This window comes from Marinobacterium iners (genome assembly GCF_017310015.1).
GTDB lineage: Bacteria > Pseudomonadota > Gammaproteobacteria > Pseudomonadales > Balneatricaceae > Marinobacterium > Marinobacterium iners.
The window spans coordinates 3,338,344-3,353,701 of sequence record NZ_CP022297.1 but is presented as its reverse complement, the minus strand read 5'-3'; the positions used below and the strand labels follow the sequence as shown (position 1 = coordinate 3,353,701).

Annotated in this window: 15 protein-coding genes; 9 read left to right on the top strand and 6 right to left on the bottom strand. The window is 55.9% G+C overall.

All coding sequences use genetic code 11. The features are described 5' to 3' along the window. Positions 1-61 precede the first annotated feature (61 nt). Both CFI10_RS16135 and CFI10_RS16130 read left to right on the top strand, forming a co-directional pair. Positions 62-1,639 (top strand): peptide chain release factor 3, encoded by a 1,578-nt coding sequence (locus CFI10_RS16135; RefSeq protein ID WP_206836376.1) that lies wholly within the window; start codon positions 62-64, stop codon positions 1,637-1,639. Next, a complete protein-coding gene (locus CFI10_RS16130) occupies positions 1,640-2,425 on the top strand; it encodes a TatD family hydrolase (RefSeq protein WP_206836373.1) in 786 nt (261 codons plus the stop codon). Here CFI10_RS16130 and CFI10_RS16125 read toward each other — a convergent pair. Next, the gene (locus CFI10_RS16125) at positions 2,419-2,817 is read right to left on the bottom strand and encodes a hypothetical protein (protein WP_206836370.1); all 399 of its coding nucleotides are present in this window, start codon (positions 2,815-2,817) and stop codon (positions 2,419-2,421) included. The genes CFI10_RS16130 and CFI10_RS16125 overlap by 7 nt on opposite strands. Before the next feature lie 26 nt (positions 2,818-2,843). Next, positions 2,844-4,760 carry a beta-ketoacyl synthase gene (locus CFI10_RS16120; RefSeq protein WP_206836367.1) on the bottom strand — a complete coding sequence of 639 codons (1,917 nt, stop codon included), beginning with the start codon at positions 4,758-4,760 and terminating at the stop codon, positions 2,844-2,846. A 206-nt stretch (positions 4,761-4,966) separates the two neighbouring features. On the opposite strand from CFI10_RS16120, the gene CFI10_RS16115 reads away from it, so the two are divergent. Further along, positions 4,967-5,626: a YiaD family glycine zipper/OmpA-like lipoprotein gene (locus CFI10_RS16115; protein ID WP_091826868.1), complete on the top strand. Its 660-nt coding sequence runs from the start codon at positions 4,967-4,969 to the stop codon at positions 5,624-5,626. Positions 5,627-5,673: 47 nt separating this feature from the next. Here the strand turns inward: CFI10_RS16115 and zapB are convergent, their stop codons facing one another. Together zapB and CFI10_RS16105 are read right to left on the bottom strand one after the other, a co-directional pair. Next, positions 5,674-5,868, bottom strand: a complete 195-nt coding sequence (gene zapB, locus CFI10_RS16110; RefSeq protein WP_091826869.1) for a cell division protein ZapB — start codon at positions 5,866-5,868, stop codon at positions 5,674-5,676. 55 nt (positions 5,869-5,923) lie between these two features. Beyond that, a complete protein-coding gene (locus tag CFI10_RS16105) occupies positions 5,924-7,132 on the bottom strand; it encodes a flagellar assembly protein T N-terminal domain-containing protein (protein ID WP_206836365.1) in 1,209 nt (402 codons plus the stop codon). 139 nt (positions 7,133-7,271) lie between these two features. On the opposite strand from CFI10_RS16105, the gene CFI10_RS16100 reads away from it, so the two are divergent. Both CFI10_RS16100 and CFI10_RS16095 read left to right on the top strand, forming a co-directional pair. Next, entirely contained in the window at positions 7,272-7,967 is a 696-nt protein-coding gene (locus CFI10_RS16100; RefSeq protein WP_206836362.1) for a FlgO family outer membrane protein, read from the top strand. Continuing rightward, positions 7,967-8,428: an LPP20 family lipoprotein gene (locus CFI10_RS16095; protein ID WP_206842230.1), complete on the top strand. Its 462-nt coding sequence runs from the start codon at positions 7,967-7,969 to the stop codon at positions 8,426-8,428. Before CFI10_RS16100 ends, CFI10_RS16095 begins: the two co-directional genes overlap by 1 nt. Positions 8,429-8,439: 11 nt before the next feature. On the opposite strand, the gene CFI10_RS16090 is transcribed toward CFI10_RS16095, so the two are convergent. Next, positions 8,440-11,139: a [protein-PII] uridylyltransferase gene (locus tag CFI10_RS16090; RefSeq protein ID WP_206836359.1), complete on the bottom strand. Its 2,700-nt coding sequence runs from the start codon at positions 11,137-11,139 to the stop codon at positions 8,440-8,442. Positions 11,140-11,163: 24 nt separating this feature from the next. Next, on the bottom strand, positions 11,164-11,937 hold the full coding sequence (gene map, locus CFI10_RS16085) for a type I methionyl aminopeptidase (RefSeq protein WP_206836356.1): 774 nt from the start codon (positions 11,935-11,937) through the stop codon (positions 11,164-11,166). A gap of 290 nt (positions 11,938-12,227) precedes the next feature. On the opposite strand from map, the gene rpsB reads away from it, so the two are divergent. From rpsB to frr, 4 genes are all read left to right on the top strand, one after another. Next, positions 12,228-12,962: a 30S ribosomal protein S2 gene (gene rpsB, locus CFI10_RS16080; RefSeq protein WP_091826875.1), complete on the top strand. Its 735-nt coding sequence runs from the start codon at positions 12,228-12,230 to the stop codon at positions 12,960-12,962. Between the two features lie 105 nt (positions 12,963-13,067). Further along, complete coding sequence (tsf, locus tag CFI10_RS16075) at positions 13,068-13,928, top strand: translation elongation factor Ts (RefSeq protein WP_206836354.1); 861 nt, start codon at positions 13,068-13,070, stop codon at positions 13,926-13,928. A gap of 96 nt (positions 13,929-14,024) precedes the next feature. Continuing rightward, positions 14,025-14,780, top strand: a complete 756-nt coding sequence (gene pyrH, locus CFI10_RS16070; protein ID WP_091826877.1) for a UMP kinase — start codon at positions 14,025-14,027, stop codon at positions 14,778-14,780. Then, entirely contained in the window at positions 14,773-15,330 is a 558-nt protein-coding gene (frr, locus tag CFI10_RS16065) for a ribosome recycling factor (protein WP_091826878.1), read from the top strand. Before pyrH ends, frr begins: the two co-directional genes overlap by 8 nt. The last annotated feature ends 28 nt before the right edge of the window (positions 15,331-15,358 follow it).

Here is a 15,358-nt window from a genome sequence, read left to right as displayed (position 1 = left end):
GATCAACCGCACACACGGGGCGCAACGCCCTGTCCCTGTCCAGAACAGAAGACCCGAATTCATGTCCATCGCTCAGGAAGTTTCCAAACGCCGCACCTTTGCCATTATCTCGCATCCGGATGCCGGTAAGACCACCATCACCGAAAAACTGCTGCTGCTTGGGCAGCTGATTCAGGTGGCGGGTACCGTCAAGGGGCGTGGCAGCGACCGGCATGCCACATCTGACTGGATGAGCATGGAGCAGGAGCGCGGTATTTCCATCACCTCCTCCGTGATGCAGTTTCCGTACAACGGCCGTACCGTCAACCTGCTGGATACACCGGGGCACGAAGACTTTTCCGAGGATACCTACCGTACTCTTACCGCTGTGGACTCGGCACTGATGGTGGTGGACGGTGCCAAGGGCGTTGAGGAGCGCACCATCAAGCTGATGGATGTGTGTCGCTTGCGCGATACGCCGATCTTCTCCTTCGTTAACAAGATGGACCGTGATATTCGTGACCCGATCGAGTTGCTTGACGAGATTGAGGAGGTGCTGAAGATTCAGGCGGCCCCGATCAACTGGCCAATTGGCTCCGGCAAGTGGTTCAAGGGTGTGTATAACCTCTACACCGATACCATCCACCTGTTCACTCCGGGTCAGGGCCACAAGCTGCCGGAAGACAAACGCATTCAGGGGCTCGATTCGGAAGAGGCCCGCGCGCTGCTGGAAGATGACTATGACGAGCTGGTTGACGAGCTCGAACTGGTCAAGGGCGCCTGTCATGAGTGGGATCAACAGGCCTATCTGGAAGGTAAAATGACGCCGGTGTTTTTCGGTACGGCACTGGGCAATTTCGGCGTGAAAGAGATGCTGGATGATTTTGTCGAGTGGTCACCCGCACCGCCGGCGCGTCCGACCGAAAGCCGTGAAGTAGCGGCCAGTGAGGAAGCATTCAGCGGTTTTGTTTTCAAGATCCAGGCTAATATGGATCCGAAGCACCGTGACCGTATCGCTTTCATGCGCATCTGCTCTGGCTCCTATACTCGGGGCATGAAGATGAAACATGTGCGTATCGGCAAGGATATCCGCATTGCTGATGCCGTAACCTTTATCGCCGGCGATCGTGAGAACGTGGAAGAAGCCTGGTCTGGTGACATCATCGGTCTGCACAACCACGGCACCATCCAGATCGGTGATACCTTTACCGCTGGCGAGAGCCTCAAGTTCACCGGTATTCCGCACTTCGCACCGGAAATGTTTCGCCGTGTACGCCCGATCGATCCGCTGAAAATGAAACAGCTGCAGAAGGGTTTGCAGCAACTGTCGGAAGAAGGCGCGGTTCAGCTATTCCAGCCTTTGAAGAACAACGACCTGATCCTTGGTGCTGTCGGACAGCTGCAGTTTGAAGTGGTGGTGTTCCGTCTCAAGGACGAGTACAAGGTCGAGTGCGTGTACGAACCGATCAGCGTACAGACTGCACGCTGGGTGGAGTGCAGTGATAACAAGATGCTGGAAGATTTCCGCCGCAAGGGCTACGACAATCTGGCGGTGGATGGCTCCGGCCTGCTGACCTACCTGGCGCCAACCCGGGTGAATCTGTCACTGACCGAAGAGCGCTGGCCGGATATCCAGTTCCGCGCAACGCGGGAGCACTGATTGCTGATCGACACCATCTGCCACCTTGATTTTGCTGATTTTGATCCTGACCGAGCAGCGGTAATTGAGTGCGCGCACGTTGCGGGTGTTGAGCAGATTGTGGTGCCGTCGATCACGGTGGATAACTTTGAGCGGGTTCTGGATCTGTGTGCTTCAGATCCAAGCCTGTATCCTGCTTTGGGTCTGCATCCCTGTTTCAGTCATGATATTGAGTACGATCTGGCACGGCTGGATGAGATGCTTTCGCTGGCGGCAGGAACCGTAGTGGCGGTGGGCGAGATCGGCCTGGACTTTCGCCCTGCACAGTTGCGTTCCGGACAAGAGGGGGCAGCACAGCAGGAGCAGCTGCTGGAAGCGCAGCTGAAACTGGCAAAGGCTCACGACCTGCCGGTATTGCTGCATGCGGTCAAAGCACACGACCGGGTTTTGAAGTTGCTGCGTCGTCAGCACCTGCCCCGGGCGGGTATCGTGCATGCGTTCTCCGGCAGCGAGCAGCAGGCGCGGGAGTATGCAAAACTGGGTTTCAAGCTGGGTTTTGGTGGGGCTGTTACCTACGAACGGGCGCGTAAACTGAGAAGACTGGCTGCTGAGCTGCCGCTGGAGTGGTTGGTGCTGGAAACCGATGCGCCGGATATGCCGCTGCAGGGGCACAGGGCTAAGCGAAATGAGCCCTGCCGTGTGGCGGAAGTGGCCGCGTTCATTGCCCAACTGCGAGAGATGGATGCTGCAGAAGTTTCAGCCGTAACCACTGCTACGGCTTCCGGTCTGTTGCGGCTGCCTTATTGATAAATGCTGCCGTAGGCGGCTTCCAGCGTGTTCCAGACAGTGTCGGTCTTGCTGTTCACGGGAACACGATAGTAACGCCTCTCTGCATCAACCGCTTCACTGCTGTAGCTGCCATCCGGCGGGGTGAGGATCAGCTTTGCCAGGCTGGCGGGGTAGTTCGGGCCCTTGATCCGTTCACCATAGGTTTCTTCAATCGGCCCCAGTTTGTAACGTACCGATACGATGGACGTCAGCTCCTGGCAGCGCCGTGTTTCGCCCTTGCAAAACTGGAAGTAACGGGTGTCCAGGACATAGAACTGATCAGCGGTCGGGTCTTCCTTCAGAGCCCCTGACAGGTTGACGCAGCCACCGAGCAGCAGGGCTGCAGCGGCCGGTAACAGCAGTTGTTTCATCCCGATTCCTCCTTGTTATGGTCGTTTCAGCACAGATCTTTGTACGGGTTTTCGACCTGCAGTGAGATCGGGTTGGCATAACCGGGCAGGCGAATTTCATCGGCACTGATCTGCAGGTCATCCCCCGTCAGCACGTTGTGGTCGTACAGATAGATGGGTTTTGCCTGACCCATGATAGCAGACTGGTTATAGCTTTCGGCCTGTTCGCGTACCTGCTCGCGTCGCTTGCGCCAGGCATTCATGGCGGTTTCGCCGTGGCGCCTTGTCAGCAGCTGCTCGACCACATGGGGTGCCATTACTGCGGCGCTGGCGTTGTTGCCGCCAAACCCCTTGGCGTTGATCAATACCGAGTCCATCCCTGTAGCGCCGGTTTCCTTATGGGTCAGCGGGAAATGCAGGTTGGAGCTGTGCACATCTTCTGCAATTTCGGTTGTGGTGGTCAGACCCGGCACGATGCCGTGTTTCCAGACGCCCAGTGACGCAAATAGCTGATCCCCTCCTGCAGTGCCCTGTGAGTGTCCAAGATAGGCTTTTATGGCACTGACGGTCCAGTCAGGGATATCAAACGCCTTGGCGGTCTCGTTGATGACATGAGATTCGGTTACGCGGTTTTGCGGGGTGCTGGTGCCGTGTGCCTGTACAAAGCTGCGCTGCTTGAGTGAATCTTCACCCAACAGTGTGCCGATCAGCGATGCCGCCTTGCCAAGGGTCATGTAGTTGCCGATGCCCGGTGCCGAAATCGACTTTTTGTGCCCGTCGGCATGGACAAAAACATCGGCCACCGCACCGTGGATGTCAGCGCCAAGCTCCAGTGCGAGATCGTCACTCATCAGCACCAGGAACTGGCTGGACTCACCCATGGTAAAGCCACAGTTGTTGCCGAATGGACGACAGGCTTTGCGGTAGTGCTCCTCAGCCATCTCGGCAAGACCGTCCAGCGCCATCAGCTGTTTGTCTTCGGCCAGGGCGCCCATGGCACGGAAGCCTTCAATGATCTCCTGCGTTACCGGGGCATCGCTGCCACCGACCAGTACCAGCTTGCTGCGGCCGGTACGTATCGCCTCGACACCGCTTTTCAGGTTGTACAGAAAGGTGGCGCAGGCGCCTAGCGCGCCGCCGGTCGTGCCGACGTTGCCGAGCAGGTAGGCGTTGATGAAGTCAGCCGGCATCTGGGCATAACCCAGTGGCATCTGTTTGGAGGTGGTGCGTTTGCCCAGCGCCGGGAACTTGGTCAGGCCGCCGAAGCCAAGATCATCCAGCTGGCCAATTGAGTTGCTGGCGAACACTGCGATCTGATCCGGAGAGAGCAGATCCAGAATGGTCTGATATTCGATCCCCATCGAGCGCAGTGCATCGGAGGCAGCATAAACCGCCATCTGCAGGCCGCGGGGATGGTTGCGTGACTGGTACAGTTTGCCGGGCTCGAACCCGGTCGGCAGCATGCCGGCACTTTGTACCAGGGCTGGTTTGGAATCCGGGAAAATCAGTTCGCAACTGCCGTCGATCCGTACCTCAACCTGACCGCCACCTATCTCTTCTACCTGCCAGTTTGTCGGGATTTGCTGCGGCAGCTGGCGGCTGCGCAGGCGGAAACTCAGGCCTTGATCGCTGCCTTTGATGCTGGCCGGGCGGTTGAACATGACGGCATTAACATCGAACCAATCGGGGTGGATGCGGCGAATCAGGGTGTTGTCTCGTACCTGCTGTTCAATGCGGCTGGCCAGCTCTGCAGCCGTGAAGTGCTGGCTGGTGTCACCCTGCAGCTGGTAGCTGCCGGCATCATACTGCGCAAGCCCGGTCAGTGTTGCCAGATCAACCAGCGTATCCTGTCGACTGGATGCATCCAGCTGATCCAGTATCAGGCGACGATAGCCCTGGTGAAAGGAAGAGCGACCAGCGGGGCTGATACCACCAAAACCGACAATGACAGGCAGCTGAGACAAAAGATACTCCTCGGAGTGGTGACGCGGATGACAAAGAAGGATAACAGCGCATTTTATCGTCTGATCCTGGCGCTGGCCAGCACCCATATGCACTCCCGTGTAAAAGCGATACTGGTTTTCATTTCTTATTAAGCTATTCTGAGCTAAAAGGTATCAGGCCTGCTCTTTCATATGGAGGAGCGGGAGACCGTATTCAGGAGGAAACCATGAAAAAGCTGATGATCACCTCACTTGCGTCAGTATTGTTGCTGGGTGGGTGTACAACGCTGGACCCCTACACTCAGGAGTCTAAAACGTCGCAGGCAACCAAGGGCGCAGGTCTGGGTGCTCTGGGTGGCGCCGTACTGGGTGCAGCCGTGGCTGGCAAGGGCGATCGAAATGAGGGCGCACTGGCAGGGGCTGTTATTGGCGGTGCTGTTGGTGGTGGTATCGGTTATTACATGGATCAGCAGGAAATGCAGCTGCGCCAGCAGCTTGAAGGTACCGGTGTTCGAGTGGAGCGTGTCGGGGATGACATCCGGCTGATTATGCCGGGCAATATTACCTTTGCCACCGACAGTGATCGGGTTGATCCGTCTTTTTACTCGGTGCTCGACTCGGTTGCTCGTGTGTTGATCAAGTTCGAGAAGAGTCAGGTTGCAGTGGAAGGCTATACCGATTCAACCGGTTCATTTGAATACAATCAGCAGTTGTCGGAGCGTCGCGCCACCAGTGTTGCACGCTACCTGAATTCGGTTGGGGTCAGCCACTTGAGACTGGATGCGCGCGGTCTGGGTGAGCGTTACCCGATTGCCAATAATGACACTGAAGCGGGGCGGGCTATGAACCGTCGCGTCGAGATCAAGATTCGCGGCACTCAGCGCTGAGTCTGCTGGCCGTGCGGGCGCTGGTTCCGCACGGCTGCAAATATCTGTCAAAGGTTTTCGCTTTCCCGAAGTCGGTCAAACTTGCCCAGCAGTCGCTGCAGACTCTGCTCAGTACTTTCGCGTTCGGCTTCCAGTGTTGTCTTGCTCTCACGCAGCTCGCTGACTTCCAGTCGCAGCAGTTCGACCTCTTCGATTAATCCCTCAATCTTTTTTTCCAGTTCGGTAAAGAGTCCGCTCTGCATTTTGGTGGTGCTCCTGTATGGGTGTGGATGATTCAAGGTCGCAAGACTAAGCTGCTCAATGGGCGATTACAATATCATCCTGCTGGATGTTGAGGGTGTTGCTGTCAGCGGGCAGTCGGCCCCGTGACATGGTGGGTTGTACGTCTTCCAGAGTCAGCGTCTGGCGAGTGTTGCGCAGCTCGCTCATCGGCATCTGATTGGCACCATAATGGGTGTAGAGTCTATACACGCTCAGCCGATCACCCGGTTTCAGGCCTGCCAGCGAGCCAGCGCCGATCCATGCCTCATTGCCTTCCGTATGTGTGATGCTGCTGCGGAACGGTTCACACATCAGTGTTTCATCAATATAGCGACTGATATCCTGCAGGGTGGCCTCCACCTTCTGGCCAAAGTCCTGCTGCCAGAACAGGGGGCTCCCGAAGCCTGTTTTTTCATGTACCGGGCGGTTCCAGCGACCTGCTGTGGCGAAGGATTGTTGCCACATCATCTGGCCTGTGAAAGTGTCAAAAATATAGAGGTCCAATACAAAGTTGCGCAGATGTTTTGAGCTGGCGAAGTCCAGCCTGCGGTAGGTGTCGAGCAGGATGTTGGGTGGACGAGGGCCCGCCGGGTTGTGCAGGCTCAGGTCCCGGATAATGCCGGTTACCAGGAACTGGGTTTGTTGCTGTTGTGCGTGATTCAAGTGGCGGGAAAGAGCGCCCTCGGACAGTTGCTGGGGGGGCTGATCCTGGTTGTCCATCAACTGCAGATTGCCACGGTCAATGACATTAAGTGTGCTCTGTTGCAAAGACTGACTGATTATCGTGGCCAGTCCCTGTTGAATGCCCTGCAGATTGCCATGGCTGGCGTCAGCGGGACGGGCGAGGCTGAATCCGCCGATGGCAATCGTTTTGCGATAGGCCAGGGGAGGCTGGCCGTTGGCGCAGCCGGCCTCAGCTTCTACCTCGGCTAGGATACGCACAGTCAGCAGGCTGCCACGGATGTATTCATCGATGATGCGGATGTTGTTGAGCTGGGTCAGGCTGTTAATGCGCATATTGTCAATTTCAAGTATGCCGTCACGTACTTCCTGTGTGGTGGAAATCCAGGCGCTGCCCTGAAGGGAAGCCTGTTCTCGGGCACGACTGACGGCCAGCTCTCGGGCCTGATCAAGGTCATTATTTATAATCGGTGCCGAGCCCTCGGCCTCGATGGTGATGGCTGCAACATGGGGGATGGCCAGTGTCAGGCAGAGCAGTAGCAGACGGCAAAGTCGGGTCAGCATGATGATCAGTGTCCTCAGGTATTGGCCAAAAGGTATGCAATTTGCGAGTGCGATGCAAACGCTGACGGCGGTACTCTCCTGTCATCGCTCCATTTTGTGGTACATTCAGAAAAATCACACCTGACAGAGAGCAAAACTGATGAGAGTGGCAGTGCTTACAGCCTGCAGTCTGCTGATGCTGTTGGCCGGCTGCGCCCAGCAGGGGCCCGGCCCGGTCCAGGCTCATGTAGTCAGCATGCATCCTCAAGTGCTTGCGCAAATAGAAGATGCCCGGTCAGAGCGGTCGTACGGCAGAACCGAGCTGAAACAGACAGGGGGTGATCGCAATGGACTGGACCCTGTCAGTGAGGCGGTTGTGCAGATGGCACATCAGCTGGAAACAGGCATGGACAAAAGCAATATCAGTCGGCTGCCGCTGGCTGTGCTGGCTTTTCGCAACCTGCTGCAACCGGGCCAGGTGGGCGAACTGGGCGAACGGCTGGGTGACAGTTTTGTTTTTCAGCTGGAGCAGCGGGGTTACAATCTGGTTGATTACCGCGCACAGAGCCTGGTGACCAGTGTAAAGCCGGATATCGAGCCCTATAACATGTCGGCCCTGCGTACCCGTCATCGAATCTACTTTGTGCTTACCGGTACCTATGCGCTGCACCCTGATGGTGTTGTGATTAACGCTCGATTGCTCGATACCACAACACGTCAGGTGCTCGCCTCCGGCCAGAGCCACATTCCTCTGTCCCGCCTGGAGCAACGCTGGCCCGGCTACGATCTGCTGGAAGCGCGAGAGCGTGGCATGATCATCGAAAACCGGCAAGGTCCGGCTGGAGGTTCTCAGTGATGAGATCAGTGGTTCTGATGATTCTGGCGTTGGTGCTGACCGGTTGTGAAACTGTGGTGCATTCCGCCAAGACGGTAGCGGAAGCGTTGCCGGACGTGCACGCGAGCCCTCGAATTGAGGCGCCTGTAGAGCCGAACTGGGTCAGTGCGACCGGCTATGCGCCGATCAGTTTGCAGCCGGGGCAGACCGAACAGCAGAGGATGTTGATGGCGATGCGTGCGTCCAAGCTGCGAGCCTATCAGGAGCTGGCCGGTATCATACATGGACAGTATCTGTATGGCACTACACGGGTCGAGGACATGGTGGTGCAGAACGATAGCTTCAAAACGGCCGTTGCCGGTATCGTGCGTGGCGCACGGGTGGTCAAAAGCTACCCGGTACAGGACGATACCTATGCAACAGTGCTGGAGGTGGACCTGAATCATGTTCAGCGCGCCTGGGTGCATGAGGCGGCACGCTGAGTCGAGATCTGCTACTGTTTCTGCACATGCTCATCCAGCTGCTGGCAGATCGCCTGCTGCAGCTGGCGGCACAGCTCGGGATCACTGATCGGCTGATTGTTGCTGTCGGTGATGAAGAAAAAGTCTTCAACCCGCTCGCCAATGCTCGAAATCTTTGCCTTGCGCACTGAAATGCCGAACTCCACAAAAATGCGGCCGATGCGTGCCAACAGGCCGGGGCGATCCGGAGTGATCACCTCCAGGATGGTTTGCTGAGATGAGGGGTCGTTGCTCAGAGTCAGGCGCGTGGGTGTAGCAAACAGCTTGAGCTGGCGCGGCACTCGGCGCTGAATGATCTCGGGGTAGTCTTCCGGGTCGTCCAGCTCTTCGGTCAGGTGGCGCTGGATGTTGGCCAGATATTCAGGGTTTTCCGACAGTGGCTGGTTGTCATCCGTCAGTACCGTGTAGGTGTTGAGAGTGCGGCCATGGTCGGTGAGGATGATACGGGCATCCTGAATGTTAAGGTGTAGCTGGTCCATGGCGGCAACCGTCGCCGGGAACAGGGTAGGCAGATCTTCACTGTAGATGAAGATCTCGGTAGCACCTTCAAAGACGCGGTAAGAAGTCTTGCGAATCAGGACCAGCGGTAGCGGGCTGTCACCGTGTTCCAGAATCGCCTGTGTATGCCAGGCGATGTTGTGCGCATCTTCTCGCAGGAAGTAGTCATCCCCCAGCAATGCCCAGTGATCGTATATGTCCTGTTCTCGAATACCCTGGCGGGCCAGCAGCAGCATCGCTTCATGCTGTACCTGCTCGATGCGGTCTTCCTTGTTGATCGGGTTTTCCAGGCCGCGGCGCAGCGAGCGCTTCGTATCCATGTAGAGCTGGCGCAGCAGGGTTGCTCGCCAACTGTTCCAGAGCGAGTGGTTGGTTGCATTGATATCCGCGACGGTCAGGACGTAAAGATAATCCAGGTGCACCAGATCGCGTACCTCCATGGCGAAGGCATGGATGACTTCCGGATCGGAAATGTCACGTCGCTGAGCAGTCATGGACATCTTCAGATGATTGCGCACCAGCCAAGCCACCAGGTGGGTGTCCCATTTGCCAAGATGATGGCGTCGACAGAAGGCTATTACATCGTCAGAACCCAGCTCCGAGTGGTCACCGCCACGGCCCTTGGCAATGTCGTGATAAAGGCCCGCAATGTACAGCAGCTCAATTTTGGGCAGCTGGTTGACGATACGGTGGGCAATGGAAAACTGTTCGCGGTATTCGCGATGACGGAACTGACGCATCTTCTGAATCACTTTCAGGGTATGCGCATCCACGGTGTAGATATGGAACAGGTCATGCTGCATCTGGCCCACGATTTTGCCGAACTCGGGAAGGTAAAGCCCCAGAATGCCGTAGCGGTTCATGCGCTTAAGTTCAGTCGACACGCGTTCCGGTGAGCGCAGCAGCTCCATAAACAGGGAGGTGTTGCGAATATCCTTGCGAAAGTCGTTGTCGATCAGATGGCGATGGTTGCGCACCAGTCGAATGGTTGAGGCGCGAACCCCCTGAATGTCAGGGTGCTGGGCCATCAGTACGAACAGCTCCATGATGGCAAAGGGGTGATGCTCGAATACCTTGTCATAGACTGCTTCCAGGTAGTTGTTGCGAATCTGAAAGCGATTGTTCAGTGGCTGGATGCTCTGCTCATCGTCAATGCGTAGGATCGCCTCGTCGAAGTGTTGCAGCAGCATGTCGTTGAATTCCGACATGGCCATGGCGACGCGGTAATACTTGCTCATGAACTGCTCAACCGCCAGAGCGCCTTCCTGGTCTTCGTAGCCGAAGTATGTGGCGAGTGCACGCTGATGATCGAACAGCAGTCGATCCTCGCGGCGCTTGCATAGCATATGCAGGGCGTAGCGGACGGTCCAAAGATAGAGTTCGCCCTTGTTCAGGGTGTCCAGCTCGGGTTCGGTCAGGAAGCCGTGGTCCACCAGATCGCGGATGTAGGTGGCGCCAAAGTGGCGCTTGGCTACCCAGCCTACGGTCTGAAGGTCTCGCAGGCCTCCGGGCGAGTTTTTCAGGTTGGGCTCAAGATTGTATTCGGTGTTGTTGGTTTTTTCGTGGCGCTCTTTCTGTTCGGCCAGCTTGGCCTTGAAAAACTCCTTGTCGGTCCAGGCGCCCTCAGAGGTCACTCGATCATACATCTCGTTCTGCAGGGCAGGATCGCCGCAGAGCGTGCGCGACTCGATCAGGTTGGTGGCGATGGTGATGTCGTTGCGCGCTTCGTCATAACACTGGTCAATGGTGCGCACACTGGACCCCAGGTCCAGGCCTATATCCCACAGTAGAGTCAGGAAGCCACTGATGCTGTCCTGGCACTCGTTGGGATCGATCTGGTCGAACAGCAGCAGGATGTCGATATCAGAGAAGGGGTGTAGTTCTCCGCGGCCATAACCGCCCACGGCTATGAGGGCGGCCTGATGTGCCGGTGGCCAGGCAAACTGGGACCAGGCAGCATCAAGGATCTGGTCCAGTACCCAGGCGCGGCCATAGATCAGGCGGCGAATGTCTTCACCCTGCCGGAACGCATCATCCATGCGTTGTTGTGCTTCACGCAACGATTCCTTGAGCACTTTCATGACCGGTCTGTCACGATTGGACAGGCTGGTGTGGAGCTGGCTGGGGTCCAGCAGCTCCGGTGCGGCTTCTAGTGGCTGAGCGGTACGGGTCATGGAAAGGGCTCGTTCAGAGTGAAATCAGGCGACCATCTCTTCCTTGCGCAGGGTCAGAATCTCGTAACCGTCAGCGGTTACCAGAACTGTATGTTCCCATTGTGCGGATAGGCGTCGGTCAGTGGTTTCAACGGTCCAGCCGTCGCGCTTGTTAAGTTTTACGTGGCGCTTGCCGGCGTTGATCATCGGTTCGATGGTGAAAATCATGCCTTCCTTGAGTTCGTCGCCGGTGCCCGCTTTGCCGTAGTGAAGTACCTGTGGGTCTTCATGGAACTCAGCGCCGATGCCGTGGCCGCAGTACTCACGGACCACTGAGTAATGATTGCTCTCGGCGTGCTTCTGGATCACTTCGCCAATATCACCCAGGTGTGCGCCAGGACGAACCAGTTCGATGCCTTTCTGCATGCATTCGCGCGTGATTTCACAGAGACGTTGGGCATGTGGGGCAACATCGCCCACGTAGAACATCTTGCTGGTGTCGCCATGGTATCCATCCTTGATCACGGTGATATCAATATTGATGATGTCGCCGTTCTTGAGTTTTTTATCATTGGGGATGCCGTGACAAACCACCTGATTTACAGAGGTGCAGATCGACTTGGGGAAGCCGTGGTAGTTGAGCGGGGCAGGAATGGCCTGCTGCTTGTTAACGATGTGTTCGTGGCAGATTTGGTTCAGTTCATCGGTTGTCACGCCCGGCTTGACATATGGCTCAATCATTTCGAGAACCTCCGCTGCCAGTCGGCAGGCGGTACGCATCTTTTCAATCTCTTCCGGGGTCTTGATTTTGATAGTCATAAATACTCGGTCTTGGCGCTTGAAGGGATGCCCGTGGCTGTAGGGCGAGAAGCCGGGCGTGAACTGGCGTCTATTGTAGCGAACAAGACGCGTTCAGCCAAAGGGCGCTTCAAAAAGTGTATCGGCTATGGTATAAATCGCGCTCCCGAAAGGGATGCTCAGGCATCGGTCGGGGCTTTTAAATACATCAACTGAAAACACACACATATCGTCACATGCGTTCAGGGTGCCGCCAAGCGGTTGGGCGATGGGATATGTGGAGGTTATAACCCGTTAGAGGAAATACCACAATGGCTAAAGTTTCAATGCGCGATCTGCTGAAGGCAGGTGTTCACTTCGGTCACCAGACCCGTTACTGGAACCCGAAGATGTCCAAGTTCATCTTTGGTGCGCGTAACAAGATCCATATCATTAACCTGGAGCACACCCTGCCGGCGCTGAACAACGCCCTGGATGTGGTTCAGAATATGGCCAGCAACAAGAACAAGATCATGTTTGTCGGCACCAAGCGTGCAGCGGCTAAGGTGATCAAAGAGGAAGCCGCGCGTGCCGGTATGCCTTACGTTAACCACCGCTGGCTCGGTGGAATGCTGACTAACTACAAGACCATCCGTCAGTCAATCCGTCGCCTGCGTGAGCTGGAAGCCCAGTCTCAGGACGGTACCTTTGACAAGCTGACCAAGAAAGAAGCGCTGATGCGTAGCCGTGAAATGGATAAGCTTGAGCTTTCCATCGGTGGTATCAAGGAAATGGGCGGTCTGCCTGATGCGCTGTTCGTGATCGACGTTGACCACGAGCGTATTGCCATCAACGAAGCCAACAAGCTGGGTATCCCGGTTATTGGTGTGGTTGATACCAACAGCAACCCGGATGGCATCGATCATGTTATCCCGGGTAACGACGATGCTCTGCGTGCCATCCAGATTTACGTCAAGTCAGTTGCCGATGCCTGCATCGAAGGCGCTGCTGCCAATGCCGGTAAAGGCGAGTTCGTTGAAGTCGACGCTGAAGAAGCTGCTCAGTAATAGAGTTGACAACTGACGCGTGTAAACGTGTCTGGATGTGCAAAGGGGGGCCTGGCTCCCCTTTTTTGAATTTGAATTGAAGTGATTAATAAAGAGGAACGCGACATGGCGAATATCTCTGCAGCGATGGTCAAGGAACTGCGCGAACGTACCGGCCTGGGCATGATGGAATGCAAAAAGGCACTGGTTGAATCGGAAGGCGACATCGAAAAAGCGATCGACGATCTGCGCAAGTCCTCCGGTATGAAAGCGGCTAAAAAGGCCGGTCGTACTGCAGCTGATGGTGTAGTAGCGGTCAAGGTTGCTGATGACAACAGCTATGCGATTGCGGTTGAAGTCAACTCTGAAACCGACTTTGTTGCGCGTGACGACAATTTCCTGGGCTTTGTTAACACCGTGCTGGAAAAGGCCTTTACTGCCAAGGAAACAGACGTGGCTGCGCTGATGTCAGGTGAGCTGGAGTCTGCACGTGAAGCGCTGGTACAGAAAATCGGTGAAAACATCAGCGTGCGCCGTCTGATGCTGGTTGAAGGCGACAAGGTTGATGCCTACGTGCACAGCACTAACCGTCTGGCTGCCATCGTGGCACTGAATGGCGGTAACGCTGATGTGGCACGCGATATTGCGATGCACGTAACCGCAGTCAACCCGCGTGTTGCACGTCCGGAAGATATGCCGGAAGAAGAGCTGGTTCGTGAGAAAGAGATCATCATGGCACAGCCGGATATGGAAGGTAAGCCGCAGGAAATCAAGGAAAAGATGGCTGGTGGTCGTATCAAGAAATTCCTGGCTGAAAACAGCTTGGTTGAGCAGCCGTTCGTCAAGAATCCTGAGCAGACCGTAGGTCAGGTAGCCAAGGCTGCCGGTGCTGAAGTTGTATCCTTCGTTCGCGTTGCCGTTGGCGAAGGTATCGAGGTCGAGCACAAGGACTTCGCTGCTGAGGTTGCAGAACAGCTGAAAAAGTAAACAGCTGCTGCGCTTTCCGGCTGGGTGTAGCTCTTATGCCCAGCCGCATGCTTTCCTGCTACACTTTACGCCATTTCGTCCGCGCGGAGACAGATCATGCCTGCCAAAGATAAACAATCCAGATACAAACGATTGCTGCTGAAGCTCAGCGGCGAAGCGCTGATGGGAGAGGAGAACTTCGGGATCGATCCCAAGGTGCTCAACCGCATGGCGCTGGAAATCGGTCAGCTGGTAGGTATAGGTGTTCAGGTTGGAATGGTAATTGGTGGTGGCAACCTGTTCCGTGGCGCTGCGCTGAGTGCGGCAGGCCTGGATCGGGTTACCGGTGATCACATGGGTATGTTGGCAACAGTGATGAATGCGCTGGCTATGCGTGATGCGCTTGAGCGCTGCAATATTGCGACCCGTGTTATGTCCGCCATTCCAATGAGCGGTGTGGTTGATCAGTATGATCGCCGTAACGCAATGCGCTACCTGAATCAGGGCGATGTGGTAATCTTTGCAGCCGGTACCGGCAATCCCTTCTTTACAACCGATTCTGCTGCCTGCCTGCGCGGCATCGAAATTGAAGCGGACGTGGTCCTGAAAGCGACCAAGGTTGATGGTGTATACACGGCAGATCCGATGAAAGATCCGGATGCGCGCAGGTACACCCGTTTGAGTTTCGATGAAGTGCTGGAAAAACAGCTTGGGGTGATGGATATGACCGCCATCTGCCTGACGCGGGACCATGATATGCCGGTGCGGGTGTTTAATATGAACAAGCCCGGTGCGCTGGTGAATCTGGTGTTCGGTGGCGATGAAGGTACCCTGATTGATAGCGGCTCTGTTGCTGGAGAAAACGATGATTAATGAAATTGTTCAAGATGCTGAAGCGCGCATGAAAAAAAGCGCTGAGGCGCTGGTTGAAAACTTCAAGAAAATCCGTACCGGGCGTGCCCATCCGAGCATTCTCGACAGCATTACGGTGTCCTACTACGGCTCGGATGTGCCGATTCAGCAGGTTGCCAACGTTTCGGTAGAAGATGCCCGTACCCTGACCATTATTCCCTGGGAAAAAAAGGTCGTCAGCGATATCGAAAGAGCGATTCACAAGTCTGATCTGGGCTTGAATCCGAGCACCAACGGAGATGTGATTCGCGTGCCCATGCCCGCACTGACCGAAGAGACCCGTAAGGGCTATATTCGCCAAGCACGCACCGAAGCGGAAAACGCCCGCGTTGCCATCCGTAATATCCGTCGCGATGCCAACGGTGATCTGAAAGATCTGCTGAAAGAAAAAGAGATCACTGAAGATGACAGCCGTCGTGGCGAAGATCAGGTGCAGAAGCTGACCGACAAGTATGTGGCCGAGGTGGATAGCCTGCTGGCACAAAAAGAATCGGACCTGATGGAAATCTGAACCAACGGAGCGGGGTACGCCCCGCCGC